Source organism: Pinisolibacter aquiterrae, from assembly GCF_019160155.1.
GTDB classification, from domain to species: Bacteria; Pseudomonadota; Alphaproteobacteria; order Rhizobiales; family Ancalomicrobiaceae; genus Pinisolibacter; species Pinisolibacter aquiterrae.
The window spans coordinates 251,404-274,528 of record NZ_JAFNIH010000041.1 but is presented as its reverse complement, the minus strand read 5'-3'; the positions used below and the strand labels follow the sequence as shown (position 1 = coordinate 274,528).

The following is a 23,125-nucleotide window of genomic DNA, read 5'->3' as shown; positions in this document are numbered from 1 at the left end:
TCGTCGAACCATATATGTTTCGACACGCCGATCGAACCGACCCGAGGGACCTCATGACCGCGAACGCCCCCGATCTCGCCGCCGCCGCCCGTCCCGTGGTGACCGCCTTTCCCGATCCGGACACCAACACGATCAGCTACGTCGTCGCCGATCCCGAGACCGGTGCGGCGGCGATCATCGATCCGGTGCTCGATCTCGACTATGCGGCGGGCCGCATCGCCCATCGGTCCGCCGACGCGCTCGTCGCCTTCGTCGAGGCGAACGGGCTGAAGGTGGAGCGGCTGATCGAGACCCATGTCCATGCCGATCATCTCTCCGCCGCCGCCTATTTGCGCGAGCGGCTCGGTGGCGAGATCGGCATCGGCGAGAAGATCACGCTGGTCCAGGAGACCTTCGGCGCGGTCTTCGACGAGGGGCCCGATTTCCGCCGCGACGGCAGCCAGTTCGACCGGCTCTATCGCGACGGCGAACGCTATCGCATCGGCGCCCTGGAGGCGGTGGCGCTGGCGACGCCGGGCCACACGCCGGCCTGCATGACCCATGTGATCGGCGACGCCGCCTTCGTCGGCGACACACTGTTCATGCCCGACTCCGGCAGCGCCCGCGCCGATTTCCCCGGCGGCGACGCCCGCACGCTCTACCGCTCGGCCCGCCGCATCCTCGACCTTCCGCCGCAGACGCGGCTCTTCCTCTGCCACGACTACGGCGGCGAGGGGCGCGGCATGGTCTGGGAGACCACCGTCGCCGAGGAGCGCGCCCACAACATCCACCTGCGCGACGGCATCGACGAGGATGCGTTCGTCGCTCGCCGTGCCGCCCGCGACGCGACGCTGGCGATGCCGCGCCTGATCCTTCCCTCGCTCCAGGTCAACATGAAGGCCGGCCGCCTGCCCGAACCGAACGCTGCCGGAAAGCGCTTCTTCAAGCTGCCGATCGACACCCTGTGACCCCGCACCGCGTCGCCTCGGGGCGTTCGGATCCCCGCCGCGAGGAGATCGCGGGGTTGAGATGCCACGACCACCGCGGCCTGCCGGGTGAGCCCCCTCGTCATGGGAGATGAGATCTTGGCCTTTCAATCCATCGCCGCCGTCCTGTCGGGCAGCCTCTCGGGATTCGTGCTCGGCCTCATCGGCGGCGGCGGTTCGGTTCTGGCGACGCCGCTCCTGCTCTACGTGGTCGGCGTCGCCTCGCCGCACGTGGCGCTCGGCACCGGCGCGCTGGCCGTCTCGCTCAACGCCTATGCCAATCTCGTCGGCCATGCGCTGCGCGGCCACGTGATCTGGCGCTGCGCGATCGTGTTCTCGGTGATGGGCACGCTCGGCGCGCTCTTCGGCTCGACCGTCGGCAAGCTCGTCGACGGCAACGCGCTCCTCTTCCTGTTCGGTCTCGCCATGGTGGCGGTCGGCGTCACGATGTTGCGGCCACGCCCGGCCGCATCGTTCGAGCGGAAACCGATCTCGCGCGGCGGCTGCCTGCGGGCGGCGGCGGTGGCGGTGGCGACCGGCACCGCCTCCGGCTTCTTCGGCATCGGCGGCGGCTTCCTGATCGTGCCGGCGCTGATCTTCGCCACGGGCATGCCGATCATCGACGCCGTCGGCACCTCACTGATGGCGGTCGGCACCTTCGGCCTGGCGACCGCGATCAACTACGCCGCCTCCGGTCTCGTCGACTGGACCGTGGCGGCGGAATTCCTCGCCGGCGGGCTCGTCGGCGGCGCCGTCGGTCTGCGCCTCTCGACCCGCCTCTCGACCCGCCGCAACACGCTCGCCCGCATCTTCGCCGCCGTCGTCTTCGTCGTCGCCGCCTATGTTCTGTGGCGCGCCGGTCTCGCCTGGGTCGCGACGCGGTGACGGTCGCGCGACGCGGAGGTCGACCGTTCGCGCACGATCCGGCGACGAGGACATGTTCAGGACACCGATCGGTGGCAGACTGAGGGTTCGCGTGGGTCGCCCGAGGCCGCCCACGCCGGTCCGCCCGCGAACGTCGGGGCCGTGGGGCGCGAGCCCGCCGACCCGGCGCGCGCGCGCCGACGACGAAGGACATCCGGTTCGCATGCCATCCAAATCTTCCCCCTCGCTTCTCGACCGTCTCCGTTCCGGCCTTTCCGCGCTCGCGCGAACCGCCGAAGGCACCGTCGAGCGGATCCGGGGCGCGAAGCCGACCCCGGACACGGGCGCGCGTCGCGCCGAGACCCCTCCCCCACCGGCCGAACGCTCCGCCGCGAAGCTCCCGCCGAGCCCGCCCCCGACGCAGCCGGCGAAGCCGTCCGCCGCCGAGGCCGAGCCGGCCTTCGCGCGGGCGCCGCTCGATCCGCTCGGCGACACGATCGCGGCGCTGCGCGCGGTGCGTCGGGCCTTCGGCGGTCTCGAGGCGTGGACGGCGGCGATGAGCTCGTGGAACGACGACGTCGCACCGCCGCCGGTCCCCGAGGGCGCCCGCTTCGATCGCCACGTGTTCAGCTGCGCGGCCGGGACCCGAGATTATCGCCTCTACGAGCCGGCCTCGGCCGGGGCGCGGCCGAAGGGGCTCGTCGTGATGCTGCACGGCTGCCGCCAGACGCCGGAGGATTTCGCCGTCGGCACCCGCATGAACGCGGCGGCGGAGACGATGGGGCTCCTCGTCGCCTATCCGCACCAACCGCGCTCGGCCAATGCCAACGGCTGTTGGAACTGGTATCGCCTCGCCGATCAGGTGCGCCACGGCGGCGAACCGGCGATCCTCGCCGGGATCGTCCGCGAGATCATGGAGCGCTGGAACCTCGGGCGCGAGCAGGTATTCGTCGCCGGTCTTTCCGCCGGCGGCGCGATGACCGCGATCCTCACCCGCACACATCCCGAACTCTTCGGCGCCGCCTGCATCCATTCCGGCGTGGCGCCGGGACATGCCGACGATCTGCGCTCCGGGCTCGCGGCGATGCGCGGCCGGTTTCGCGAGGCGCCGGCCGGCGCGCGGACGGCGAGCGCCGAGACCGTGCCGCTCCTCGTCTTTCAGGGCGACGCCGATCACACCGTCCATCCGAGCAACGCCGACCGCCTCCTCGCCGAACTCGTGCCCGAGGCGGGCGGCGCGACCCGGATCGAGACCCGCGCCGCTGGGGGCTCGACCGCGACCGTGACGACCCGCACCGATGCCGAAGGCCGGGTCACCGGCAGGGTGTGGCACGTCGCCGACGGCGGTCACGCTTGGTTCGGCGGCGATCCCGCCGGATCCTATGCGGTCGCGACCGGCCCGGACGCGACCGGGGAGATGCTGCGCTTCTTCGCCGCCCATGGGCTCGGCGCGCGACGGACGGGGGCGGGGATCCTCTCGCGGCTGCGGGCCGGACCGGCGCAGGCGGCCGCGCCGCGATCGCCGTCTTGAACGGCGCGGGCCGGCCGGCTATCTCACGTCGATCCCGCTCGGGCCGAGGCGAGGGGCGATCGATCGGAGACAGGCCATGACCCCGCGCGACCCGGGCGCCTTCGACCTCAATCTCATCAAGGTGTTCCTGGCGATCTGGGAGACGCGCGGCATCTCCGGCGCCGGCGAGCGGCTGGGGCTGACACAGCCGGCGGTCAGCCACGCCCTGCGGCGACTGCGCGAACAGTTCGCCGATCCGCTCTTCCTGCGGGTCGGCCACACCATGGAGCCGACCCCCGCCGCCCGGCGGCTGCACGAGCCCTTCGCCCAGGCCTACGGCCTCCTCGGCCGCACCATGGCCGCCCATGCCGAGTTCCGGCCCGAGACGTCGACACGCACCTTCACCATCGCCATGTCGGACGTCTCGGAATTCTATTGCCTGCCGCAGATCCTCGCTCGGCTCGCCGAAGTGGCGCCGAACCTCCGGATCCGCTCGGTCCAGCTCGATGCGGAGAGCATCGCCGCCGCACTTCGATCGGGGCGGATCGACATGGCGCTCGGCCATCTGCCCGACCTGCCGGCCGACGAGATCGTCTCGACGTTTCTCCTGCGCGACAGGTTCGTCTGCCTCCTCGCCGCCGGACACGAGCAGGCGGGGCGGGCGCTCGACGTCGAGGCCTTCTCGCGGCTCGACTTCGTCGAGGTCGCGGTGCACGCGACCGGCTACAAGACGATCGACGAGCGGCTGACGGCGCTCGGCGCGGCCCGCACCACCGTCGTCTCGATCGAGCACTACACGATCGTTCCGGAGATCGTGCGCCACTCGAAGCTGGCGGCGATCTTCCCCCGCTCGGTCTCGCGGCGGCTCGCCGCGCGCGGCGACTTCGCGCTCCTCGACCTGCCCTTCGATCTCCCGGCGATCGACGTCGACCTGCACGTCCACGTCAACTTCACCGACGATCCCGGCCTGCGCTGGTTTCGGACGATCCTGCCCGAACTCTTCGCCGAGGACCCGCCGCCGTCCGACTGACGGCGACGGCGGGCCCGGTCTCGTGCGGTGACGTCAGGGCTTCATCAGCACCGAGGCGGCGGGGAAGTCGCTCGCCCAGCCGGCCGGCAGCGGGGCGATGAAGACGTTCTCCGTCCGCGTCCGGGTGAATTTCCAGGTCCCGTCGGGCTCCTTGCGGAAGGCGTTGTTGAGCCGCGACGAGCGCAGCAGCGCCTTGCCGTCGGAGAAGATCCAGGGCTGCATGTGCACCCATTGGCCGGTCGCCGTGTCGCCGTCGACGTGGATCTGTTCCGAGGTCAGATAATGGCAATTGAGCAGCAGGGCCGGATCCCGCTTCTCGCCCCAGAAGGCCTCGAAATGCGCGCGGATCGCCGCCTTGCCCTCGGCCCGGCCGAATTGGCCGTTGTAATATTCACCGACGCCCTCCCAGACCGCATCGTCGGTGTAGAGATCCATGATGCGGTCGATGCGTCCGGCCTCCGGGTCGACGCCGTATTCCGGCAGCGGCGTGTCGCAGAGGAACATGTAGCGCGCCTCGAGGCGGCGGATGTCGGCCTCCGCCTCCAGAACCTCGATGCGGCGCACGAGGGCGGCGATGGTCTCGTCGGTGACGGGCATGAGCGATCTTCCTGTCTCTGGAGGGGTGGGGTCAGGGCGCCGGCGCGGCGGCGCCGAGGGCGTGGAAGGCCCGGTCGAAATAGACGAGGCTCTCGGCCTTCTCGGTGAAGACGAGACCGACCACCTCGGCGAAGATCACGCCGTGGGTGCCGACCTCTCGGCACGCGGCGACCCGGCAGTCGAAGGCGACGACGGCGCTCGCCAGCGCCGGGGCGCCGGTGACGAGCGGCCGCCAGGTTTCGCCGGCGAAGCGCTCCTCGGTCGAGGTGCCGCGTCGGGCGAAGCGCAGGGCGAGCGCCTCATGATCGCGACCGAGCAGGTTGACGCAGAGCGCGCCGTTGGCGAGCACCGCGTCGTGGAGGCGCGTGGCGCGGTTGATGCAGACGAGGAGAGTCGGCGGGGCGTCGGTGACGCTGCACACCGCCGAGGCGGTGATGCCGAAGCGCCCGGCCGGCCCGTCGGTGGTGACGACGGTCGCCGCGGCGCCGAGCCGCGACATCGCCTCGCGGAACTCGAGCACGGCGATCGGTGAAGACGTGAGCCTCTCCGCCCGGGGCGTGGCGAGGTCGCGCGCCGAGGACGTCGGGCGCGCGGTGGGGTCGGCGGCGGGCCTCATGGGTAACCCACCGGCGCCGGCAGGCCGATCAACACGGCACCGGCGTTGTCGATGGTCGCGTCGTTGAGGGCGGCATGCTGGGTGACCACGAGCGAGTCGCGCAGGATCTGTTGCATGCGATGGGTGCTCTCCACCGCCGCCATGCCGAAGATCCGATAACAGGTCAGAACGGTCTCGCTCGCCGCCCGCGAGGCATGGCTGGCGGAGAGACGCAGGAGATTGACCTTGTCGAGTGGAAGCGCCTCGCGTCCGGCGAGGAGATCCCAGGCCTCCTCGGCGCTCTCGTAATAGAAGGCGCGGGCGGCACGCAGCCGCGCCTCGCCCTCGGCGATGCCCTGCCGGAAATAGGCCCGATCGGCGAGCCGAGGGGCGCCCGGCATCAGCTTGCCGGCATTGGCCGCCTCGCGGGCGAGATCGAGCGCGGCCCGGGCGAGACCGAGATTGACCGCCGCGTGGACCTCGGCCTGATAGGCGAGCGCGGGATAGCGATAGAGCGTGTCCTCGAAGATCCCGGCGGCGCCGCGATCGCAGGTCCAGGCGTCGGCGTAGAACTTGTCGGTGACCGTGGTGTCGTGGCTGCCGGTCGCCCGCATGCCCATGACGTCCCAGTTCTCGATGATCTCGACCTCGGCGGCCGGCGCCACCGCCATCTTGACGACCGGCGTGCCCGTGCCGCCGGTGATGCCGACGCCGATCCAGTCGGCGCCCATGCAGCCGGAGGCGAAGCGCCAGCGGCCCGTCACCTTCCAACCGCCCTCGACCCTCTCGGCTCGCTGCAGCGGATAGAGGCCGCCGGCATAGACCTGATCGGGCCCCTCGGCATAGATGACGGCCTGGCTCTCCTCGGGCAGGGCGGCGATATAGGTGTTGGCCGATCCGAAGGCTGCGACCCAGCCGGTGGAGCCGTCGACCTCGGAGATCTTCTCCACCATCTTCAGGAAGTGATGCGGCGCCATGGCGTCGCCGCCGAACTTGGTCGGCGTCGACGCGCGGAAGATGCGCGCCGCCTTCATCTGGGCCACCACGTCGCGCGGCACGTGACGCAGCCGGTCGAACTCGCCGCGACGGGCGCGGACCGTGTCGAGCAACGCGAGAAAGGCGGGCTGCTCGGTCAGCCTCGCGAAGTCGACGGCGGCGCGCGCCGCGTCCGGGTTCACATGCCGTGTCATGGCCGAAGGTCTCCGTTGGATTTGATCTGGATCAAACCCGCGATGTCTTCATTCGTCAAATTCATTGTCATAATCATATGAATTCTCCGAATGCATTCCATCTCACCGGAGCGCGACCGGCGCCGCCGCTGCGTCGAAGGCGCCGGCGAGGAGCGCGCCGAAGCCGGCCGGGCGATCGGGCATGGCGAGCCGTCTCAAGACCGCCCAGAGCAGGGCCTGATTGCTCGCCACCACCGGCCGGCCGAACAGGCGCTCGATCTCCCCGAGGACCGGCGACAGGCGGATCCCGGCGCAACTCAGGAGCAGGCCGTCGGCGTCGCTCTCGGCGAGGCGGCGGGCGACGTCGAGCCAGATCTCGGCATCGAGGCGCCCCTGTCTCACCGGCGTGTCGCAGGGGATCCCGGCCTCGGCGACGACCTCGAGGCCGAGTTCGGCGAGATGGTCGATCTCCGCCCGCACCACCTCCGGCAGATAGGGCGTGGCGAGGGCGATGCGGCGCAGGCCGGCCGCCTGCAGCGCCTCGAGGACCGCCTCGATGGTGGTCACGCTCGCGAGCCCGGTCGCCCGCGCGATGCGCTCGCGGATCACCGCCGGGCCGACCAGAAGACTGGCGGCGGTGCAGTTGAAGGCGATCAGCTCGACCTCGGCATCGGCGAGGAGGCCCGCCTGGGCCTCGAGGTCGCGGACCAGCGCCAGATCGTCGGCGATGCCGGTGCGGCGAAAGGGCATGCGCGTGGTGTGGAAGCGCAGGCCCGGCGGGGCCATGGTCTGGACCTCGTCGTCGGCGAGACCGCCGGACGGGTAGAGCTGGCCGACGTGACGATCGCTCGAGGCCGTCATGACACCGGCCTCGCGACCACCTCACGGGTCGTCATCGGATAATGGCGATTGCCGCCGCTGAAGGGCGGGAAGGTGTGGAAGTCGGCGCGCATGCGCAGGATCGTCGGCGAGGCGAGCGCGGCGGCGAGCGCGCCGGGGCTGTCGAACATCAGCTTGTTGCGCTGCATGTGCTCGACCTTCGCCCAGGGAAGGAGCGAGCACCAGTCGACCCGAGTATAGATCTCGATCTCGCGCACGCCGGGGAAGTCCCGCATGATCTGGGGATGATGATCGACGTAATGAGCGAGCCAGGCGTCGAAGTTCTCGGCCGCCCCGGGATAGTGGACGAGATAGGAACAGGGACGCTCGCCGGCCGGCGGAGCGACGGTCGGCTCGTCGACCGGAAAGGGCCGGACCATGGTCACCTGATGCGACACGGCGCAGTCGGCGAGGCTCGGCAGGGCCTCGGGCCCGACGATCGGCGTCAGCGCGCCCCCCGGCCGCAACACCGCCTCGAGCGCCGGCAGGGTGTCGAAATAGAGCTGGAGCGCCAGAGCCGGCGGCGTTCCGTCGTTGGAGAAGGGGTGTTCGACCGTCGCGGCGACCGGCGTGAAGACCAGCCCGCGACGGATGTCCGGCAAGGTCCTCACCGTCGTCACGACCCGATCGAGATCCTCGTCCGAGATCCGGATTTCGAGATTGTCCGGGGCCTCGAAATAGACGAAACAGCAGACGGTCATTTCGATGTCCTTCGTTTTCTTGGCGTCTGTTTGCGGGCTTTTCAAACAGCAAATGGAATGCTAGATCCAATGGAAGTCTAATTGTTGGAATGGTGATTCAGTGGCTCAGGTCAAAAAGGAAGAGCTGCGCGAAGCAATTCTCGCTTCTGCATTCGATCTTTTCTGCCGAAAAGGCTATGCGGCGACGACGATTGCCGAGATCGCGCGATCGGCGAACATGACGCCGGCGAACCTCTACGTCTATTTTCCGTCGAAATTGGTCCTCTTGCGGGCCCTGTACGTGCCGTGGATGAAGCGCCAACTCGCCGGGCTGGCCGTCGAGGTGCGCAAGTTTCGTTCGCCGCGCACCCGTCTGAAGCGCATCCTGCTGGGGACGTGGAACGACTTCACGTCGACCAACAATTGTTTCGCCGTGGCGATCATCGACGCGCTCTCGACGGCGCCGCTGACGGTGAAGAAGCCGACCGATTTCCTCGCCGAATCCGAAGCCTTCCTGACCGATCTGATCCTGGAATGCCTGCCCCCGGCCCGCCGCGAGATCATGCGGGGGAACTATCTCTCCCACGTGATCTGGATGGCCTTCGACGGGTTCGCCGTGAACCGGCGCCTCGGCGACACCCGCGACATGAACGCGCTCACCGACGTCTTCGTCGATCTGCTCCTCGGCGAGATGCCGACGTCGCTCGAGGACGAGGACGCCGGCACGCTCGACGGGGAGGCCGAGGCGGCGCCGCCTCAGCCGTTGACGCCGTAACGGGCGAAGAGCCGCATCGAGGCGTATTTCAGCAGACGGTCGAAGGCATAACCGAGCCAGCCCAGGACGATGATGCCGACGAAGACCCATTCGGTGCGGCTGTAGTTGCGAGCGAGCCAGATCAACGCGCCGAGCCCGTCCTCGGCCGAGACGATCTCCGCCGACACGATGGTCAGGAACGAGTTGCCGAGCGCCAGCCGCGCGCCGGTCACCATGTAGGGCACGGTCGAGGGCACGATCACCGTCCACAGCGTCCGCACGGCGCCGGCGCCGAGGCTCGCCGCCGCGCGCAGACGCAGTTCCGGCACCGCGCGCACGCCGGCGAGCGTATTGAGCGTCACCAGGAACACGGTGGTGTAGAAGATCAGCGCGACCTTCGACATCTCGCCCGGCCCGAGCCAGATCACCGCGAGGGTCACCAGCGCGATCGGCGGGATGAAGCGGAAGAACTCGATATAGGGATCGAGCAGGGTGCGGATCCAACGGAAATGGCCCATCAGGATGCCGATCGGCACGCCGACGACGAGGCCGAGGCCCCAGCCGACGAGAATGCGCCCGCTCGAGGCGAGGATCGCCATCTGCAGGGTGCCGTCCTGCCACAGCTCGATCGCGCCGAGCACCGTGTCGCGCGGGCTCGGCAGGAACAGCGGCGGCAGACGCAGGCTCAGCAGCTGCCAGATCAGAATGCCGCCGACGATCGAGGCGACGGTCATCGCCGCGCCCGACCCGGGCCATCGCGACAGGAAGGGGCGACGGCGGCGAGGTTCTCGCGTGGCGGTCATGACTTCACCTTGTACGCTCATGCCGCTTCCTCCGTCAGGAGACCCTGGGCGCGAAGCGACTTGTTCACTTCCGACCCGATGTCGTCACGCAGCATCCGGTGGAGCGCCAGGGCGCGCGGATCCATGAGATCGCGCGGATGCTCGAGATCGACCTTCGCCACCGTCTTGATCCGGGCGCGCGGGCCGACGCTCATGGTGACGACGCGATCGGCGAGCAGGATCGCCTCGGAGATGTCGTGGGTGACGAAGACGATGGTGGCGCCGGTCGCCCGCCAGATGCGATCGACCTCGCGCTGGAGCACCTCGCGGGTCTGAGCGTCGAGGGCGCCGAAGGGCTCGTCCATCAGGATGACCGAGGGCTCGTTGGCGAGCACGCGGGCGATCTGGACGCGCTGTCGCATGCCGCCGGACAATTCGCTCGGCAGTTTGTCGCTCGCGTGGAAGAGGCCGACGAGGCGCAGATAGCGCTCGGAGATCTCGGCGCACTCGCTCCTGGAGGCGCCGCGGATCTTCGGCCCATATTCGACGTTCTGGCGGACGGTGAGCCAGGGGAAGAGCGCCTCGGCGCTCTGGAACACGACGCCGCGCTCGACCCCGGGACCCTTCACCTCGTGACCGCCGACGAAGACCCCGCCGGTCGCCGGCACGAAGCCGGCGATGACGTTGAGCAGGGTCGACTTGCCGCAGCCGGACGGTCCGAGCAGGCAGACGAATTCGCCCGGGGCGATGTCGAGATCGACGTTCGCCACCACTTCGGTTCCGCCGAGCGTGACGCCGACGCCGTCGAGGCGGATGCCCTCGTATTTGGTCATGACCTCACTCCTTGTAGAAGCCGAACTGCAGGCCGTCGCGGTAGGGGACGGGCTTCGGAACGATCTTCTGCTCGACCATGAAGCCGACGATACCGTCGAAGAGCTTCAGGTCCTTCTCGCCGAAGTCGCGGACCTTCCACTTGGTGTCCTTGAGGAAGCCGATCGTGTCGGTCGCGGGGAGCTTGGTCTCCGCCTGGAGATCCTTGGCGGCGGCCTCGGGGTCGGCGACGATCTGATCGGCGGCCTCGGCGAGCGCCTTCAGGATCTTCTTCGCCTCGTCGTGATGGCCCTCGAGCCAGGGACCGTTGGCGACCGCCCACATGGTGTAGGCGTAGCCGACGTCGCCGGAGGTGGCGAGAACCTTGGCGCCCTGCTTCACGGCGTTGCCCGGCCAGGGCTCCCAGGCGAAGAAGGCGTCGATGTCGCCGCGCGCCAGAAGCGCCGGCAGTTCCGGCGGGCCGGCCGGGATCATCTGCACCGTCGCCGGGTCGATCCCCTCCTTCTTGAGGGCGAGGAAGGTCGAATAGGCGCTGACCGTGCCCTTCACCACGCCGAACTTCTTGACGTCCTTCACCGAGGCGACGCCCGGGCGGGCGACGAGTTTGATGTAGGTGCCGGATTCCTCGTAGATCGCCAGCGGCTTCAGATCGGCGCGCGACATGCGGATCAGCGAGGTCTGATCGGAGGCGCTGGAGATCTGCACCATGCCGGCCGCGAGGGCGTCCATCGCCTCGCCGCCCTGCGAGAACTTCTGGACGGAGGCATCGACGCCGGCCTTGGCGAACAGGCCGCGATGCTGCGCCAGGAAGATGGGGGCGAAGGCCGCGTCGATGCCGACGCCGATCTTGATCGTTTCGGCCCAGGCGGCGGATGCTAGGGAAGAGAGCAGCAGAACCACGGAAGAAGAGAAAACGACGGTCTTCTTGGCCTTCATCGGACGGATCCTCATCGGCTGGTGAGATCACAAGAGGGGAATGCGTAAAATCCCGATCCGGTGTTCAACTTACTCCACGCCCCTCGAGGCGCCAGACAAAAAAGAATGCAATACGTTTTTAGCTGTTCAAAATTTGAGCATAAGAAGAATTCCAGACGGCCTCCGGCGGTGCCGATCCATCGGCATCACCATCGTCATTCTCCCATTTTCCGCCGAACTTCAGTGCAAAATGCATAAGGAAGCGGCGGCGGTGGCGATGACCTCCACCCCTCCGCTTCCTGCGATATAAACCGAATTATGATTGCTATTGATCGTCGAGCGGGCGGGTCAGCTCCCCTCCTCGGCGCGTCGTCGCAGGGCGTCCCGCAGAGCTTCGAGACGAGCGACGGTGAGCCGTTCGGTGTCGGGTCCGTCGCCCCGGGCGACGGCCGTCACGATTGCGGCCACCGCACCGCGCGCGCGTTCGGCCTCGGCCGGATCGCGCAGCAGCGCGGCGACATGGACGGCGACCTTGTCGGCGTGCCGTTCGGCGAGATCGGCGAGCACGGGATTGGCGACCAGCGCGGAGAGCCGGCGCTGGACGCGATCGAGCGCGGCGACCGCCTCGGGCGAACCCGGGACGAAGGCCTCGCCGAGATCCTCCGCGCAGGCCTCCGCGAGGCGGCGGCGATCCTCCGGCGCGGCGCTTCGCGCCACACCGCGCATCGCCCAGGGCTCGAGCAGAAGCCGCACCTCGAAGATCTCGTCGATCTCCCGCGGCGTGAAACGGGGAAATTCGAACCCCCGCCGACGCGGGACCAGCATGCCGCGCCGGGCGAGCAGGGCGAGCGCCTCGCGCGCCGGGGTCCGCGACACCGAGAAGGCGCGAGCGATCGCGTGCTCGCCGAAGACGATGTCCTCGGCGTGGCGGCCGTCGCGGATCTCGGCCCTCAGGAGATCGTAGATCCGGCCGCGCAAGTCGGAGGTGCGTCGATCGTCGTCCATCGTCTTCGCCGGTGGCTGCCGTCGCGCCATTCCATCACGCTCGTCCGCCGCCGTCGAGACCATCACGCTCACCCCGCCCGGAGGCTGCGCAGCGGCCGGCTCGGATCGGCCGGCGCCGCGGGATCGACCGGCCGCGCCTCGGTGACCAATTGCTCGAGGAAGCGCCGGTCGCGGCCCTGGTCGACCAGCACCCCGCCGACGAGCCGGCCGTCGCGCCACCACAGGCGGGCGAAGCCGCCGTCGGCCGGATCGCCGCGCCGGATCACCACCGCCTCCGGGTCGGGCCGCCCCACCACCTGAAGGTCGTGGCCGTGCTGGGAGGTCCACATCCACGGGGTCTCCGCGAAGGGCTCGGCGCGGCCGAGGATGATCTCGGCGACGGCGCGGGCCTGATTTTCGGCGTTGCGCCACGTCTCGAGGCGAAGGCGGTGGCCGGTCGCGGGATCCTCGACGCAGGCGACGTCGCCGGCGGCATGGAAGCGCGGATCGGCCGGACTGCGGCAGAAGCGATCGACGATCATCCCGTCGCCGACCGGCAGGCCGCAGCCCTCGGCGAGGGTGACGGCGGGATCGATGCCGATCGCCACGAGGACGAGATCGGCGTCGAGCGTGGCGGCGCCCGACGGGCCGCGATGATGCAGGCGGAAGCCGGAGCCGATCGGCTCGACCGCCTCGAGCCGCGTGTCGAGGTGGAGCGCGACCCCGGCGGCGCGATGGACGTCGGCGAGCCAGTCGGAAACGTCGGGCGACACCACGCGCGCCATGACGCGCGGCCCGGCCTCGAGCACGGCGACGTCGACGCCGAGGCGGCGGGCGGTGGAGGCGACCTCGAGGCCGATGACGCCGGCGCCGACGACGGCGAGGCGTCCGGTTCCGGCGAGGGCGCGCAGATCGGCGGCGAGAGCGAGGGCATCGTCGAGACCGCGCAGGACACGCAGGCGCGGGTCGTCGCCGCCGGGAACGGAGAGACGGCGCGGCGTCCCGCCGGTGGCGATCACCGCCACGTCGAAATCGACCGTGGTTCCGTCCGAGAGCCGTGCCCGGCCGGCGTCCCGATCGAAGCCGGCGACGCGGAGACCCAGGCGGGTGTCGACGCCCAGCGCCGCCCATTCGACGGCGGGCACCACCGCGAGATCCTCGACCGCACGCTCCCCGAGCAGCAGTTCCTTGCTGAGCGGCGGCCGCTCGTAGGGCGCATGGATCTCCTCGCCGACCACGACGATCGCCCCGCGATGGCCGGCCGCGCGCAGGCCCTGCGCCACGCGCGCGCCGGCCTGACCGGCCCCCGCGACGAACACCGTCAGATCGAGACGATCGGCCGACGCCTGGAACATGAGACCCCCTTCGGACAGTGACGGCACCTCTTCGGCGCCAACTCGGTATACGTTTGCATGGAAAATCGGGTCTGTAAATCGACGTAGGCCGCATCGACGCACAAAATAACGACAGCCATTCGTTTTTATCGTCGACCCGTGGGCGCGCGATCCAGAGAGGTACCAATCATATGTTTTTTCTATATTTTTCGCGCGTCTGCGACGCCTCTTCGGAGGCCCGGAGACGTGGTCTTCACCCCTCCGAACCACCGTTTCGACGCTCTCTGCCGGAAAAATCGCCTTGTCGGTTTCCGAAAAACGTATACCGTTTGCTCATCCCATCCGAACGACACGGGGCCAAGCGATGAATCAGCCTGTGACCGGAGCGCAGCCGGCGCGTCTCCATGACCGTTATCCCGATCTCGGACGCGGTCCGCTCCCGGTCGCGCCCTATATCGATCCCGCCTATTGGGAGCTCGAGAAGGCTCACGTCTTCAAGAAGACCTGGCTGCACGTCGGTCGCGTCGAGGAGATCCCGACCGCCGGCGACTATTTCGTGAAGGATCTCGCCGCCTGCGACGCCTCGATCATCGTCGTCCGGACGCGGTCCGGCGCGGTCAAGGCCTTCCACAACGTGTGCTCGCACCGCCTCAACAAGGTGGTCTACGAGCCCTGCGGCAAGGTGCGGAAGTTCTTCTGCAAGTTCCACGGCTGGGCCTACGACCTCGACGGTCGTCTGACCGGCGTGCCCGACGAAGCGGCCTTCGAGGCCGACTTCGACAAGGAGACCCACGGCCTGACCCCGGTCTCCTGCGACGTCTGGCAGGGGTTCGTCTTCATCAACATGGACCCCGCCCCGGCGCTCTCGCTCGCCGACTTCATGGCGCCGATGTTCGGCGGGCTCGAGGGCTATCCCTTCCACATGTTCACCGCCTGTTACGGCTGGTCGACGGTGGTGAACTGCAATTGGAAGATGGTGCTCGACGCCTTCCAGGAGACCTATCACGTCGGCTACGTGCACGGCCGCTCGATCGCCGACGCGCTGGAGAAGACCGACACCGGCAGCCCCCATCCGATCGACGGTCTGTGCGGCGACTTCCACCGCCGCCTGTCGATCGCCGGCAATCCGAAGTCGGTCTACGGCAACCCCAAGGCCGCGACCACCGGCGCTTCCGCCGCCGCCGAGGCGCTCGCGGGATCGAACCGGCCGATCGCCACCGCCGCACTGCGCCTCGCCCAGGGCGGGACGAAGCTCTCCTTCGACGAGGTGCGTCTGCCCGACGGGCTCAACTGGACCCGCCATCCCAACTGGGCCTTCGACATCAACTGCGTCTTCCCCGAGTTCTATCTCTCGACGCGGCCGAACTACTTCCAGGCCTATAATTTCCGGCCGATCTCTCACGACAAGACGCTGTTCGAGGCGCGCGTCTACTACCCCGAGATGAAGACCGCCGGCGGGCGCTTCTATCAGGAATACATGAAGGTGGCGCTGCGCGACGTGCTGCTCGAGGATCTGAGCACGCTCGAGCACACCCAGGCCGCCGCCGCCACCGGCGCCAAGGATCACATGGTGCTGCAGGACTTCGAGATCATGGTGCGCCACGGCGCGGTCGTGGTCGACCGGCTGATCCGGGCCGGCCTCGAGGCCGATCGCGCCCGCGCCTGAAGGAGACGAAGATGACCCCCTCCCCCGCCGTTCTGCCCGCCGCCTTCGCCGACCTCGCGCCGTTCACGGCCTGGGCGCTTCCGACCGAGACGGCGCGCAACCGCCGCCGTCTCGCCTCCGACATGGGCGAGATCCGCGCCTTTGCCGAGGCGATGCTGCCGCGCCTCGACGCCATCGCCGCCCATCTCGACGGCTTCGACCTCGACGCCTTGCCGAAGCCGGAGGCCGATCTCTTCGCGATGATGCTGTCGGTCGCCGAGATCGCGCCGGCGATCGAAAGCTACGACCAACCGGCGGTCTGCGACGGTTACGACTCGGCGCGGTTCCCCGCCGTCGAGAGCCATCGGCTGCGCCCGGCCTTCTGAGCCGGCGCGCCCTTTCCCTTCGTCATCCCATGAGGACGATCCCTTGAGCGTCGCCCAAGTCTTCTCCTTCCTCGACGACCTCACCGAGGTCGTCCCCGGCGGTCTGCGCATGCGCAGCGTCGTCGGGGAGACGCTGAGCGTCGGCATCGTCGACTTCCTCGCCGAAAAGGGCGCCACCATCGCCGCCAAGGCCCATGCCCACGGCGAGGAGGCGACCCTGCAGGTGACCGGCGGCTGCACCGTCGGGCTCGGCGACGACCCCGCCGGCCCCTGCGACACGGTCGAGCTCGAGAGCGGCGTGGTGATGATCATGCCGGCCGGACAGAGCCATTGGGGCGTCAACCGTTTCGATGCGGAGGGTCGCTGCCTCCGGATCAACGTGGTGACGCCGCCGCGCGCCGAATACGGCGCCAAGGGCGCGACCCGCGTCTATTACCCGGGAGCGCCCACGTCATGACCGACCCGACCCGTTGCACCGTCACCGAGAGCGGTTGGCACCGGGGGGCGACCGCCCCGGTCGCCTTCGCCGACCAGGGCCGCGACCTCGTCGTCGAGCTGAAGCGCTGGAACGCGGGCGAGACGTTCGAGACCACCGGCGGCGAGGAGGTCGGCGCGGTGCTCGAGGGCGCCTTCGAACTCGTCCTGTCCGCCGAGACCCATCGCCTCGAGGCGGGGACCGCCGTGGTGATCCCGCCCGGCGAGCCGCATCGCTGGCGTCTCGTCGCGCCGACCGGCGTGCTCTACCGCGTCGTCAATCACGCCTCCGGGACACCGGCGCCATGACCGCGGCCCTGGCCCCGCTCGATCCGCGTCTCGCCCGGCTCCTCGACGGGCAGGAGATCCGCGATCTCAAGGCGCGCTACGCCGCCGCCGCCGACGCCAAATACGGCCCCGACCGCCGGCGCCTCGACGCCGAGGCGATCGACCGCGCCGCCCGTGTCCAGGCGGACTGTTTCACCGAGGACGCGGTCTGGGAGGGCGGCTCCTTCGGCGGCGACCGGATCGGACGCGAGGCGCTCTTCGCCTTCTTCCGCGATCCGCCGTGGCGCTTCACCCGCCACTTCTACCTGACGCCGCGCATCGACCTCGACGGCGACGGCGCCGTCGCGATCTGGCGGCTGTGGGAACTCGGCATCCGCCCCGACGGCCGCGTCGTGGCGATGACCGGCGAGACGCGGGAGGAGATGCGCCGCACCGGCGACGGCTGGCGCATCGCCCGCATGAGCTTCACCGATCTTCACGCCCTCGTTCTGGCCGAGACCGCCGAGGCGGTCGTCTGCCTGGCACCTCTCGGGGAGACCCTCTGAATGCCGAGCGCCCTTCGTCTCGCGGACCCCCGTGTCCCCATTCCCGACGTCCACCCCCCTTACGTCCCCGCCGCCTCGGCCGGCTTTCCGGTCGCGGAGAACCTGTGCCGGGTCCTCGTCAACGCGGCCGTCAACGACGATTACCGGCTGATGGTCGCGGCCGCCCCGGCGGCGGCGCTCGCCGCGCGTCCCGGCCAGTTCTTCCATCTCGCCTGCCCGCCGTCGGGCGAGGATCGGCCGTTCCTGCGTCGCCCCATGAGCATTCACGCCGTCGATCCGGCCGCCGGCACCATCACCTTCCTCTACAAGGTCCAGGGCGCCGGCACGCGCGGGCTCGCCACCCTCGCCCCCGGCGATCGGCTCGACGCCTTCGGCCCCCTCGGCCACGGGTTCGCCGCGCCGGAGGGCCGGCGCCATCTTCTGATGCTGGCGCGCGGCGTCGGTCTCGCCACCCTCGCGCCGCAGGCGGAAGCCGTCGCGGCGGCGGGCGGGCGGGTGACGGCGGTGCTCAGCGCCCGCGCCCGCGATCTCGTCATGGCCGAGGATCGGCTCGCCGCCTGCGGCTGCGACACGCTCGTCGTCACCGATACGGACGGCACTTCCGCCGTCGAGGCGCTGCGCGCCCGGATCGCGGCGATCCACGCGGAACGGCCGTTCGACGCGATCGTCACCTGCGGCTCGGATCGGCTGATGCGCCTCGCCCGCGACTTCGCCCGCGCCTGGGGCGTTCCCGGCGAGGTCGCGCTCGAGCAGCACATGGCCTGCGCCGTCGGTCTCTGCCATGCCTGTGTGCGGCCCTTCGTCGATGCCGCCGGTGAAACCTCATACCGGCGCGTCTGTTGGGACGGCCCGGTGTTCCCGATCGAGGAGGCCACGTCATGGTCGATCTGAGCGTCAGGATCGGATCCGTCACTCTCGCCAATCCGGTGATGCCGGGATCGGGGACGCTGGCCGAAGGGCTCGCCGACGTCTTCGACCTCGGCCGGCTCGGGGCGATCGTCACCAAGACCATCACCCCGGACCTCCGGCGCGGCACGCTGCCGCCGCGCCTCGTCGAATATCGCGACGCCACGCTCTTCGCGATCGGCATCCCGAGCCTGGGCCCGGACTATTACCTGAAGAAGACCGTGCCGTTCTTCGCCCGCTTCCCGACGCCCCTGGTGGCGAGCGTCTCGGCCGACACGGTCGAGGACTTCGCCCGCATCGCCGCCCGTCTCGACGTGCCGGAGATCGCGGCGATCGAGGCCAACATCTCGTGTCCGAACCTGCGCGCCCACGGCCGTGCCTTCGGCATGGATCCGGTCGCGACCCGCGACGTGATCACGGCGATGAAGGCGGCGACCACCCGCCCGGTCTGGGCCAAGCTCACTCCCAACGTCGGTGACATCGCCGGCTTCGCGCGCATCACCGAGGAGGCCGGCGCCGATGCCGTGATCGTCGCCAACGCCTTCCTCGGCATGGCGATCGATCCGGAGACGCGCGAGCCGCGCCTCGGCAACGTCATGGGCGGGCTGACCGGCCCGGCGTTGAAGCCCCTCATCCTGCGCATGGTCCATCAATGCGCCGAGGTCGTCTCGATCCCGGTGATCGGCTGCGGCGGCATCTCCGACTGGAGCGACGTGGTCGAATACATGCTGGCCGGCGCCACCGCGACCCAGATCGGCACCGCCACCTTCGTCACGCCGACCGCCATGCCGCGCGCGATCGAGGGGCTCGAGGCCTATTGCCGGCGCCACGGCATCACCCGCATCGCCGAGCTGATCGGCGCGATGCGTCCGCGCGGCGGCGTCCCGACCGCCGCGATCGACCCCGTCCCCGCGAAGGTATCCGCATGACGTCCGCGACTTGGATCCCGCTCGGCGCCGTCGCCGACTTCCCCTCGGAGGCGCCGCAGCGCCGCGACGTCGGCGACCACCGGCTGTGCGTCGTGCGCGTCGGCGACGACTTCCATGTGCTCGACGATCTGTGCACGCACGGCCGCTCCTTCCTCAGCGAGGGGTTTCTGGACGTCGAGGAAGGGGTGCTCGAATGCGCGCTGCACGGCGGGCTCTTCGACTTCCGCGACGGTCGCGCGGTCGGAACGCCGGCCTGCCGCGATCTCGCCGTCCATCCCACCAAGATCGTCGAAGGGGTGCTCCATGTCGGCCTCGATCCCGTCTGAAGCGCGCGCGCGCCGGGTCGCCGTCGTCGGTGCCGGCGGCACCATCGCCATGCACGGCGCCCATCCCTTCGACTGGGTCGATTACGGCGACACCGGCATCGTCCATTCCGTCGCCGAGATCCTCGCCGCCGCCGGCGAGATCCTGCCCGGCGTCGAGATCGTGCCGGTCGAGTTTCGCCTGCTGCCGAGCACCGGCATCACACCGGCCGACTGGTGCGACCTCGCCGCCGTGATCGATCGGCTCCTCGCCACCGATCCGGCGCTCGACGGCATCGTCGTCACCCACGGCACCGCCTCGCTCGAGGAGACCGCGTTCTTCCTCGCCCTCGGCCATCGCTGCGACCGCCCGGTCGTCCTGACCGGCGCGCAGCGCCCGCCGAACACCACGGCGAGCGACGCCATCGCCAATCTGCGCGCCGCGATCGCCGTCGCCGCCGCCCCCGTCGCGCGCGGCCTCGGCGTGGTGGTGGTGATGAACGGCGAGATCCATGCCGCCGCCGACGTCACCAAGGGTGGCAACCATCAGCTCGACGCCTTCGTCTCCCCCGAATTCGGTCCGCTCGGCCGAATCGAGGCCGACGGCGCCGTGACCCTGCCGCGCCGCGAGGCAGACCCTCTCCGTCTCGTCTTCGCCGAAGCGGTCCCGAGCGGGCCGATGCCGCGCGTCGACATCGCCTGGTCGCATGCCGGGGCCGACGGCGTGGCGATCGACGCCTTCGTCGCCGCCTCGGCGCGGGCGATCGTCTCGGCCGGCTTTCCGCCGGGGCGCGCCGCCAACGGCGAGCGCGAGGCGTTGATCCGCGCCGCCCGCGCCGGGGTTCTCGTCGTCCAGGCGAGCCGGGCACGGCGCGGCGTCGTTCCCGATCAAGCCTACAACCGCGCGGTCGGCATTCTCGGCGGCGGCCGGCTGCCGCCGCACAAGGTGCGCATCCTGGTGATGCGGGCGCTCGCCCTCGGCCTCGACGCGGCCGAGATCCAGCGCCTTCTCCTCGCCGCCTGAAGCGAGGAGACTGGCGTCGGAGCCGCGCTGGACTATGGTCGTTCCATCGACCGACGCGAGCGCCGACCGGACCGGCGGCTGGGGAACGCCTTGAACGAACCATCGCCTTCACCGGATCTGCGCAGCCGGATCCACCGCGACCTGCGCCGGCGCTTCGCCGAGGGCCGCTACGGCGACGGCGATCTCCTCACCGAACAGGGGATCGCCGACGAGTTCGGCGTGTCTCGCACCCCGGCGCGCGAGGCGCTCGGCATGCTCGCCAACGACGGGTTCCTGCTCCAAGAGGGACGCGGCTTCGTCGTGCCGAAATGGCGCTCGGAGGACATCGCGCTGACCTTCGAGGTCCGCGCCCGGTTGGAACCGGCGGCGGCGCGATTCGCCGCGGAGCGGGCGAGCGACGCCGAACTTGCGGCGCTCGGCGCGCTCCTCGAGGGTCTCGAGGACCTCGACGACGACGCCTATATCGAGGCGAACCGGACGATCCGCGCCACGGTCTTTCGTCTGGCGCGCAACCGGCCGCTGCTCGCGGCGATCGAGACCTTCGAGCAGCAGACCGCCCATATCCGCCAGAAGACGCTGCACGACCGGCGCAACATCGCGCTGTCGAAGCGGCTGAACCGCCGCCTCGTCGAGGCCCTGATGCGCCGCGACGTGGTCGAGGCCGAACGCACCCTGGAGCAGATGCTCCAGGCGGCGCAGGTCTCTCTGCAGATGACCCTGATCGCCCCCTGACCTCGGCGCCGCGCCGGCTCCGCCTCGGGCCGGGTGCCCCCCCCTTCTTCCCTGCGACATTTTCCCACGGCGGACGCGCGCCCACCCGGTCGGCGTGCGCCGACGCCGGGGCGCGTCCCGTCGCGCGATCGCCCCGGGAGCCGCCCTTTCCGGGCGCGAGGCGTCCGCGCGGCCGTACTGAAATCTCGAGTGGAATATTACCGAAGCACACGTACACAATTACGGTGTTCCGAAAAATATCGAAAATATGATTGACAATCGAACGGCCAGTTCGGATAACCGGCTCAACGATGACGGGGTGGCAGACATGCACACTCCGCATACCGCCTTAGGGAGGCAACCGTGACCGACGAGGTCGAAGCGCGCACCGTCGCGCCCGGCAGCGACGACCCCCGCCAAGCCCGCGTCCGCATTCTCGGCACGCGGCTGGGGCGTTTCGTAGAGTTCGAATATTCGCTCGGCGACGGCACGCTCGCGGTCGAGCTGATCCTGCCGACCAAGGCCTTCGAAGAGTTCTGCCGAACCCGTTCGGCGGAAGTGCTCCCCCCTGATCCGAAGACGGCGGAGACGCTGGAACAGATGGCTTGGCGCGCCGGCCATCCCGGCCTGCTGCGTCGCACGGCGCGAGAGGACACGGATCCGGCGCGCTGACCCCGCGCCGCTTCCCCCGACGACAGACGAGAGGCCGGCCGACGGCCCGAGGAGGAAAACGGTGAGCGTACAGATCAAGACCATCGATCTCGAGCCGAAACGCCAGACGTTCGGGCACATCGCCCGCCGTCTCGGCGGCGACAAGCCGGCGACGCGCTACCAGGAGGCGACGCTCGACGTCCAGGCGACGGCGAACTTCCACTACAAGCCCCTGTGGGAGCCGGAATACTGGCTCTACGACACCCGCAAGACCGCCGTGGTGATGGAGGACTGGTACAAGCCTCTCGATCCGCGCCAGTTCTACTACGGGACCTACAACATCGCCCGCGCCAACATGCAGCAGGCGGTCGATCGCAACTTCGCCTTCGTCGAGGAACGCGATCTCCTCGGCAAGGCCGGCGAGGCGGTGAAGGCGCGGCTGATCTCCGGCCTGCTGCCGATCCGCCACCTGCACTGGGGCTCCAACATGAACATGGCGGAGATCTGCCAGCGCGGTTACGGCACCGCGGTGACCGCCCCTTGCATCTTCTCCGCCGCCGACCAGCTCGGCATGGCCCAGATCGTCAGCCGTATCGGCCTCGTCCTCGACGGGCAGAGCGGGTCCTCGCTCGACGCCGCCAAGGAGGCCTGGCTCACCGCCCCGGCCTGGCAGGGCGCGCGCCGGCTGATCGAGGACAGTTTCGTCGAGCGCGACTGGTTCCGGCTCTTCGTCGCCCAGACCCTCGGCGTGAACGCGGTCCTGCTCGACCTCGTCTATCGCCATGGCGAGGCCGCCTGGGGCACCGCCGGTCTCACCGTCGCGATGCTGACCGAGTTCATGGCCGATTGGCGCGCCGAGGAGGGCAAGTGGTCCGACGTGGTCGTCAAGACCGTCGCGGCCGAGAGCCCGGAGAACCTCGCCCTCGTCTCGCAATGGGCGAAAGAGTGGATCGATCGCGCGGAAGAGGCCGGCCGGCCGCTGTCGGTGGATCTCGTCGGCGACGAGAGCGCGGCGACCGCCGCCGCCGATGCCGCCCGCACCCGCGCCCGCGGGCTCGGCCTGACCCTCTGACCGAAGGACCGACCCGATGGCCCAGATCGCTTCGATCACCCTGCTCCACAACGACGACGCCCGCCCGATCATCGAGGCGATCCTCGCCGACAATCCCGGCGTCCGTGTTCTCAACATGCCCGGCGCGGTCAAGCTCGACTGCGACGACGAACTCGTCGTCAACCGCGCCTCGGTCGAGGCCCGGCTCGGACGTCCGTGGGAGCCGCAGGAGATCCAGCTGGTGCTGATCTCGATGGCCGGCAATCTCGACGAGGACGACGACTGGTTCAAGCTCAGCTGGAAGCACTGAAGATCCCCGGGAGG

The 23,125-nt window shown here is 69.8% G+C and carries 28 protein-coding genes; 18 read left to right on the top strand and 10 right to left on the bottom strand.

Annotated elements, in window-relative coordinates; translation table 11 throughout:
• Window positions 1-53 precede the first annotated feature (53 nt).
• The 4 genes from J3S89_RS16770 (at window position 54) to J3S89_RS16755 (ending at window position 4,369) form a co-directional block, all read left to right on the top strand.
• The gene (locus tag J3S89_RS16770; protein WP_217928932.1) at window positions 54-947 is read left to right on the top strand and encodes an MBL fold metallo-hydrolase; all 894 of its coding nucleotides are present in this window, start codon (window positions 54-56) and stop codon (window positions 945-947) included.
• 102 nt (window positions 948-1,049) lie between these two features.
• A complete protein-coding gene (locus tag J3S89_RS16765) occupies window positions 1,050-1,850 on the top strand; it encodes a sulfite exporter TauE/SafE family protein (protein ID WP_217928931.1) in 801 nt (266 codons plus the stop codon).
• Between the two features lie 202 nt (window positions 1,851-2,052).
• A complete protein-coding gene (locus J3S89_RS16760) occupies window positions 2,053-3,360 on the top strand; it encodes an extracellular catalytic domain type 1 short-chain-length polyhydroxyalkanoate depolymerase (RefSeq protein ID WP_217928930.1) in 1,308 nt (435 codons plus the stop codon).
• 76 nt (window positions 3,361-3,436) lie between these two features.
• Window positions 3,437-4,369: a LysR family transcriptional regulator gene (locus J3S89_RS16755; protein WP_217928928.1), complete on the top strand. Its 933-nt coding sequence runs from the start codon at window positions 3,437-3,439 to the stop codon at window positions 4,367-4,369.
• Between the two features lie 33 nt (window positions 4,370-4,402).
• Here J3S89_RS16755 and J3S89_RS16750 read toward each other — a convergent pair whose 3' ends face one another.
• The 5 genes from J3S89_RS16750 to J3S89_RS16730 all read right to left on the bottom strand — a co-directional run bounded on the left by J3S89_RS16750 (window position 4,403) and on the right by J3S89_RS16730 (window position 8,310).
• On the bottom strand, window positions 4,403-4,966 hold the full coding sequence (locus J3S89_RS16750) for a nuclear transport factor 2 family protein (protein ID WP_217928926.1): 564 nt from the start codon (window positions 4,964-4,966) through the stop codon (window positions 4,403-4,405).
• A 31-nt stretch (window positions 4,967-4,997) separates the two neighbouring features.
• A complete protein-coding gene (locus J3S89_RS16745) occupies window positions 4,998-5,582 on the bottom strand; it encodes a flavin reductase (RefSeq protein WP_217928924.1) in 585 nt (194 codons plus the stop codon).
• Window positions 5,579-6,751, bottom strand: a complete 1,173-nt coding sequence (locus J3S89_RS16740) for an acyl-CoA dehydrogenase family protein (RefSeq protein ID WP_217928923.1) — start codon at window positions 6,749-6,751, stop codon at window positions 5,579-5,581. Before J3S89_RS16740 ends, J3S89_RS16745 begins: the two co-directional genes overlap by 4 nt.
• Window positions 6,752-6,853: 102 nt before the next feature.
• On the bottom strand, window positions 6,854-7,591 hold the full coding sequence (locus J3S89_RS16735) for a maleate cis-trans isomerase family protein (protein WP_217928922.1): 738 nt from the start codon (window positions 7,589-7,591) through the stop codon (window positions 6,854-6,856).
• Window positions 7,588-8,310 (bottom strand): hypothetical protein, encoded by a 723-nt coding sequence (locus J3S89_RS16730; protein ID WP_230489184.1) that lies wholly within the window; start codon window positions 8,308-8,310, stop codon window positions 7,588-7,590. The genes J3S89_RS16735 and J3S89_RS16730 overlap by 4 nt, the downstream gene beginning before the upstream one ends.
• Window positions 8,311-8,410: 100 nt before the next feature.
• Here J3S89_RS16730 and J3S89_RS16725 point away from each other — a divergent pair, with 100 nt between their 5' ends.
• Window positions 8,411-9,064, top strand: coding sequence for a TetR/AcrR family transcriptional regulator (locus tag J3S89_RS16725; RefSeq protein WP_217928921.1), 654 nt, complete (start codon window positions 8,411-8,413; stop codon window positions 9,062-9,064).
• Here the strand turns inward: J3S89_RS16725 and J3S89_RS16720 are convergent.
• The 5 genes from J3S89_RS16720 to J3S89_RS16700 all read right to left on the bottom strand — a co-directional run bounded on the left by J3S89_RS16720 (window position 9,046) and on the right by J3S89_RS16700 (window position 13,910).
• Window positions 9,046-9,867 (bottom strand): ABC transporter permease, encoded by an 822-nt coding sequence (locus J3S89_RS16720; protein WP_217928920.1) that lies wholly within the window; start codon window positions 9,865-9,867, stop codon window positions 9,046-9,048. The two genes, J3S89_RS16725 and J3S89_RS16720, sit on opposite strands and share 19 nt — an antisense overlap.
• The gene (locus J3S89_RS16715) at window positions 9,864-10,658 is read right to left on the bottom strand and encodes an ABC transporter ATP-binding protein (RefSeq protein WP_217928919.1); all 795 of its coding nucleotides are present in this window, start codon (window positions 10,656-10,658) and stop codon (window positions 9,864-9,866) included. The genes J3S89_RS16720 and J3S89_RS16715 overlap by 4 nt, the downstream gene beginning before the upstream one ends.
• 4 nt (window positions 10,659-10,662) lie before the next feature.
• Window positions 10,663-11,592, bottom strand: a complete 930-nt coding sequence (locus J3S89_RS16710) for an ABC transporter substrate-binding protein (RefSeq protein WP_217928918.1) — start codon at window positions 11,590-11,592, stop codon at window positions 10,663-10,665.
• A 327-nt stretch (window positions 11,593-11,919) separates the two neighbouring features.
• Complete coding sequence (locus J3S89_RS16705; RefSeq protein ID WP_217928917.1) at window positions 11,920-12,576, bottom strand: GntR family transcriptional regulator; 657 nt, start codon at window positions 12,574-12,576, stop codon at window positions 11,920-11,922.
• A 68-nt stretch (window positions 12,577-12,644) separates the two neighbouring features.
• Window positions 12,645-13,910 (bottom strand): NAD(P)/FAD-dependent oxidoreductase, encoded by a 1,266-nt coding sequence (locus J3S89_RS16700; protein ID WP_217928916.1) that lies wholly within the window; start codon window positions 13,908-13,910, stop codon window positions 12,645-12,647.
• 343 nt (window positions 13,911-14,253) lie between these two features.
• Between J3S89_RS16700 and J3S89_RS16695 the strand changes: the two genes are divergently transcribed.
• The 13 genes from J3S89_RS16695 (at window position 14,254) to J3S89_RS16635 (ending at window position 23,111) form a co-directional block, all read left to right on the top strand.
• Window positions 14,254-15,555, top strand: a complete 1,302-nt coding sequence (locus J3S89_RS16695; RefSeq protein WP_217928915.1) for an aromatic ring-hydroxylating oxygenase subunit alpha — start codon at window positions 14,254-14,256, stop codon at window positions 15,553-15,555.
• Window positions 15,556-15,566: 11 nt separating this feature from the next.
• Window positions 15,567-15,920 (top strand): hypothetical protein, encoded by a 354-nt coding sequence (locus J3S89_RS16690; RefSeq protein ID WP_217928913.1) that lies wholly within the window; start codon window positions 15,567-15,569, stop codon window positions 15,918-15,920.
• Between the two features lie 43 nt (window positions 15,921-15,963).
• Window positions 15,964-16,377 carry a cupin domain-containing protein gene (locus J3S89_RS16685; protein ID WP_217928911.1) on the top strand — a complete coding sequence of 138 codons (414 nt, stop codon included), beginning with the start codon at window positions 15,964-15,966 and terminating at the stop codon, window positions 16,375-16,377.
• Complete coding sequence (locus J3S89_RS16680) at window positions 16,374-16,703, top strand: cupin domain-containing protein (protein ID WP_217928909.1); 330 nt, start codon at window positions 16,374-16,376, stop codon at window positions 16,701-16,703. The genes J3S89_RS16685 and J3S89_RS16680 overlap by 4 nt, the downstream gene beginning before the upstream one ends.
• Window positions 16,700-17,227, top strand: coding sequence for a nuclear transport factor 2 family protein (locus tag J3S89_RS16675; protein WP_217928907.1), 528 nt, complete (start codon window positions 16,700-16,702; stop codon window positions 17,225-17,227). The genes J3S89_RS16680 and J3S89_RS16675 overlap by 4 nt, the downstream gene beginning before the upstream one ends.
• On the top strand, window positions 17,228-18,118 hold the full coding sequence (locus J3S89_RS16670) for a dihydroorotate dehydrogenase electron transfer subunit (RefSeq protein ID WP_217928905.1): 891 nt from the start codon (window positions 17,228-17,230) through the stop codon (window positions 18,116-18,118).
• Window positions 18,106-19,062, top strand: a complete 957-nt coding sequence (locus J3S89_RS16665) for a dihydroorotate dehydrogenase (protein ID WP_217928903.1) — start codon at window positions 18,106-18,108, stop codon at window positions 19,060-19,062. Before J3S89_RS16670 ends, J3S89_RS16665 begins: the two co-directional genes overlap by 13 nt.
• On the top strand, window positions 19,059-19,388 hold the full coding sequence (locus J3S89_RS16660) for a non-heme iron oxygenase ferredoxin subunit (protein WP_217928901.1): 330 nt from the start codon (window positions 19,059-19,061) through the stop codon (window positions 19,386-19,388). The genes J3S89_RS16665 and J3S89_RS16660 overlap by 4 nt, the downstream gene beginning before the upstream one ends.
• The gene (locus J3S89_RS16655; protein WP_217928899.1) at window positions 19,366-20,388 is read left to right on the top strand and encodes an asparaginase; all 1,023 of its coding nucleotides are present in this window, start codon (window positions 19,366-19,368) and stop codon (window positions 20,386-20,388) included. Before J3S89_RS16660 ends, J3S89_RS16655 begins: the two co-directional genes overlap by 23 nt.
• A gap of 90 nt (window positions 20,389-20,478) precedes the next feature.
• A complete protein-coding gene (locus J3S89_RS16650; RefSeq protein ID WP_217928898.1) occupies window positions 20,479-21,120 on the top strand; it encodes a GntR family transcriptional regulator in 642 nt (213 codons plus the stop codon).
• A 342-nt stretch (window positions 21,121-21,462) separates the two neighbouring features.
• On the top strand, window positions 21,463-21,771 hold the full coding sequence (locus tag J3S89_RS16645; protein WP_217928897.1) for a phenol hydroxylase subunit: 309 nt from the start codon (window positions 21,463-21,465) through the stop codon (window positions 21,769-21,771).
• A 61-nt stretch (window positions 21,772-21,832) separates the two neighbouring features.
• Window positions 21,833-22,822, top strand: coding sequence for a ferritin family protein (locus tag J3S89_RS16640; protein ID WP_217928896.1), 990 nt, complete (start codon window positions 21,833-21,835; stop codon window positions 22,820-22,822).
• A 16-nt stretch (window positions 22,823-22,838) separates the two neighbouring features.
• The gene (locus J3S89_RS16635) at window positions 22,839-23,111 is read left to right on the top strand and encodes an MmoB/DmpM family protein (RefSeq protein WP_217928895.1); all 273 of its coding nucleotides are present in this window, start codon (window positions 22,839-22,841) and stop codon (window positions 23,109-23,111) included.
• Window positions 23,112-23,125 lie beyond the last annotated feature (14 nt).

Bases quoted from the DNA above. Each gene is read 5' to 3' on its own strand.
- J3S89_RS16770 (WP_217928932.1), top strand. From the start codon at position 54: ATGACCGCGAACGCCCCCGATCTCGCCGCCGCCGCCCGTCCCGTGGTG.
- J3S89_RS16765 (WP_217928931.1), top strand. From the start codon at position 1,050: ATGGGAGATGAGATCTTGGCCTTTCAATCCATCGCCGCCGTCCTGTCG.
- J3S89_RS16760 (WP_217928930.1), top strand. From the start codon at position 2,053: ATGCCATCCAAATCTTCCCCCTCGCTTCTCGACCGTCTCCGTTCCGGC.
- J3S89_RS16755 (WP_217928928.1), top strand. From the start codon at position 3,437: ATGACCCCGCGCGACCCGGGCGCCTTCGACCTCAATCTCATCAAGGTG.
- J3S89_RS16750 (WP_217928926.1), bottom strand. From the start codon at position 4,966: ATGCCCGTCACCGACGAGACCATCGCCGCCCTCGTGCGCCGCATCGAG.
- J3S89_RS16745 (WP_217928924.1), bottom strand. From the start codon at position 5,582: ATGAGGCCCGCCGCCGACCCCACCGCGCGCCCGACGTCCTCGGCGCGC.
- J3S89_RS16740 (WP_217928923.1), bottom strand. From the start codon at position 6,751: ATGACACGGCATGTGAACCCGGACGCGGCGCGCGCCGCCGTCGACTTC.
- J3S89_RS16735 (WP_217928922.1), bottom strand. From the start codon at position 7,591: ATGACGGCCTCGAGCGATCGTCACGTCGGCCAGCTCTACCCGTCCGGC.
- J3S89_RS16730 (WP_230489184.1), bottom strand. From the start codon at position 8,310: ATGACCGTCTGCTGTTTCGTCTATTTCGAGGCCCCGGACAATCTCGAA.
- J3S89_RS16720 (WP_217928920.1), bottom strand. From the start codon at position 9,867: ATGAGCGTACAAGGTGAAGTCATGACCGCCACGCGAGAACCTCGCCGC.
- J3S89_RS16715 (WP_217928919.1), bottom strand. From the start codon at position 10,658: ATGACCAAATACGAGGGCATCCGCCTCGACGGCGTCGGCGTCACGCTC.
- J3S89_RS16710 (WP_217928918.1), bottom strand. From the start codon at position 11,592: ATGAAGGCCAAGAAGACCGTCGTTTTCTCTTCTTCCGTGGTTCTGCTG.
- J3S89_RS16705 (WP_217928917.1), bottom strand. From the start codon at position 12,576: ATGGACGACGATCGACGCACCTCCGACTTGCGCGGCCGGATCTACGAT.
- J3S89_RS16700 (WP_217928916.1), bottom strand. From the start codon at position 13,910: ATGTTCCAGGCGTCGGCCGATCGTCTCGATCTGACGGTGTTCGTCGCG.
- J3S89_RS16695 (WP_217928915.1), top strand. From the start codon at position 14,254: ATGAATCAGCCTGTGACCGGAGCGCAGCCGGCGCGTCTCCATGACCGT.
- J3S89_RS16690 (WP_217928913.1), top strand. From the start codon at position 15,567: ATGACCCCCTCCCCCGCCGTTCTGCCCGCCGCCTTCGCCGACCTCGCG.
- J3S89_RS16680 (WP_217928909.1), top strand. From the start codon at position 16,374: ATGACCGACCCGACCCGTTGCACCGTCACCGAGAGCGGTTGGCACCGG.
- J3S89_RS16675 (WP_217928907.1), top strand. From the start codon at position 16,700: ATGACCGCGGCCCTGGCCCCGCTCGATCCGCGTCTCGCCCGGCTCCTC.
- J3S89_RS16670 (WP_217928905.1), top strand. From the start codon at position 17,228: ATGCCGAGCGCCCTTCGTCTCGCGGACCCCCGTGTCCCCATTCCCGAC.
- J3S89_RS16665 (WP_217928903.1), top strand. From the start codon at position 18,106: ATGGTCGATCTGAGCGTCAGGATCGGATCCGTCACTCTCGCCAATCCG.
- J3S89_RS16660 (WP_217928901.1), top strand. From the start codon at position 19,059: ATGACGTCCGCGACTTGGATCCCGCTCGGCGCCGTCGCCGACTTCCCC.
- J3S89_RS16655 (WP_217928899.1), top strand. From the start codon at position 19,366: ATGTCGGCCTCGATCCCGTCTGAAGCGCGCGCGCGCCGGGTCGCCGTC.
- J3S89_RS16635 (WP_217928895.1), top strand. From the start codon at position 22,839: ATGGCCCAGATCGCTTCGATCACCCTGCTCCACAACGACGACGCCCGC.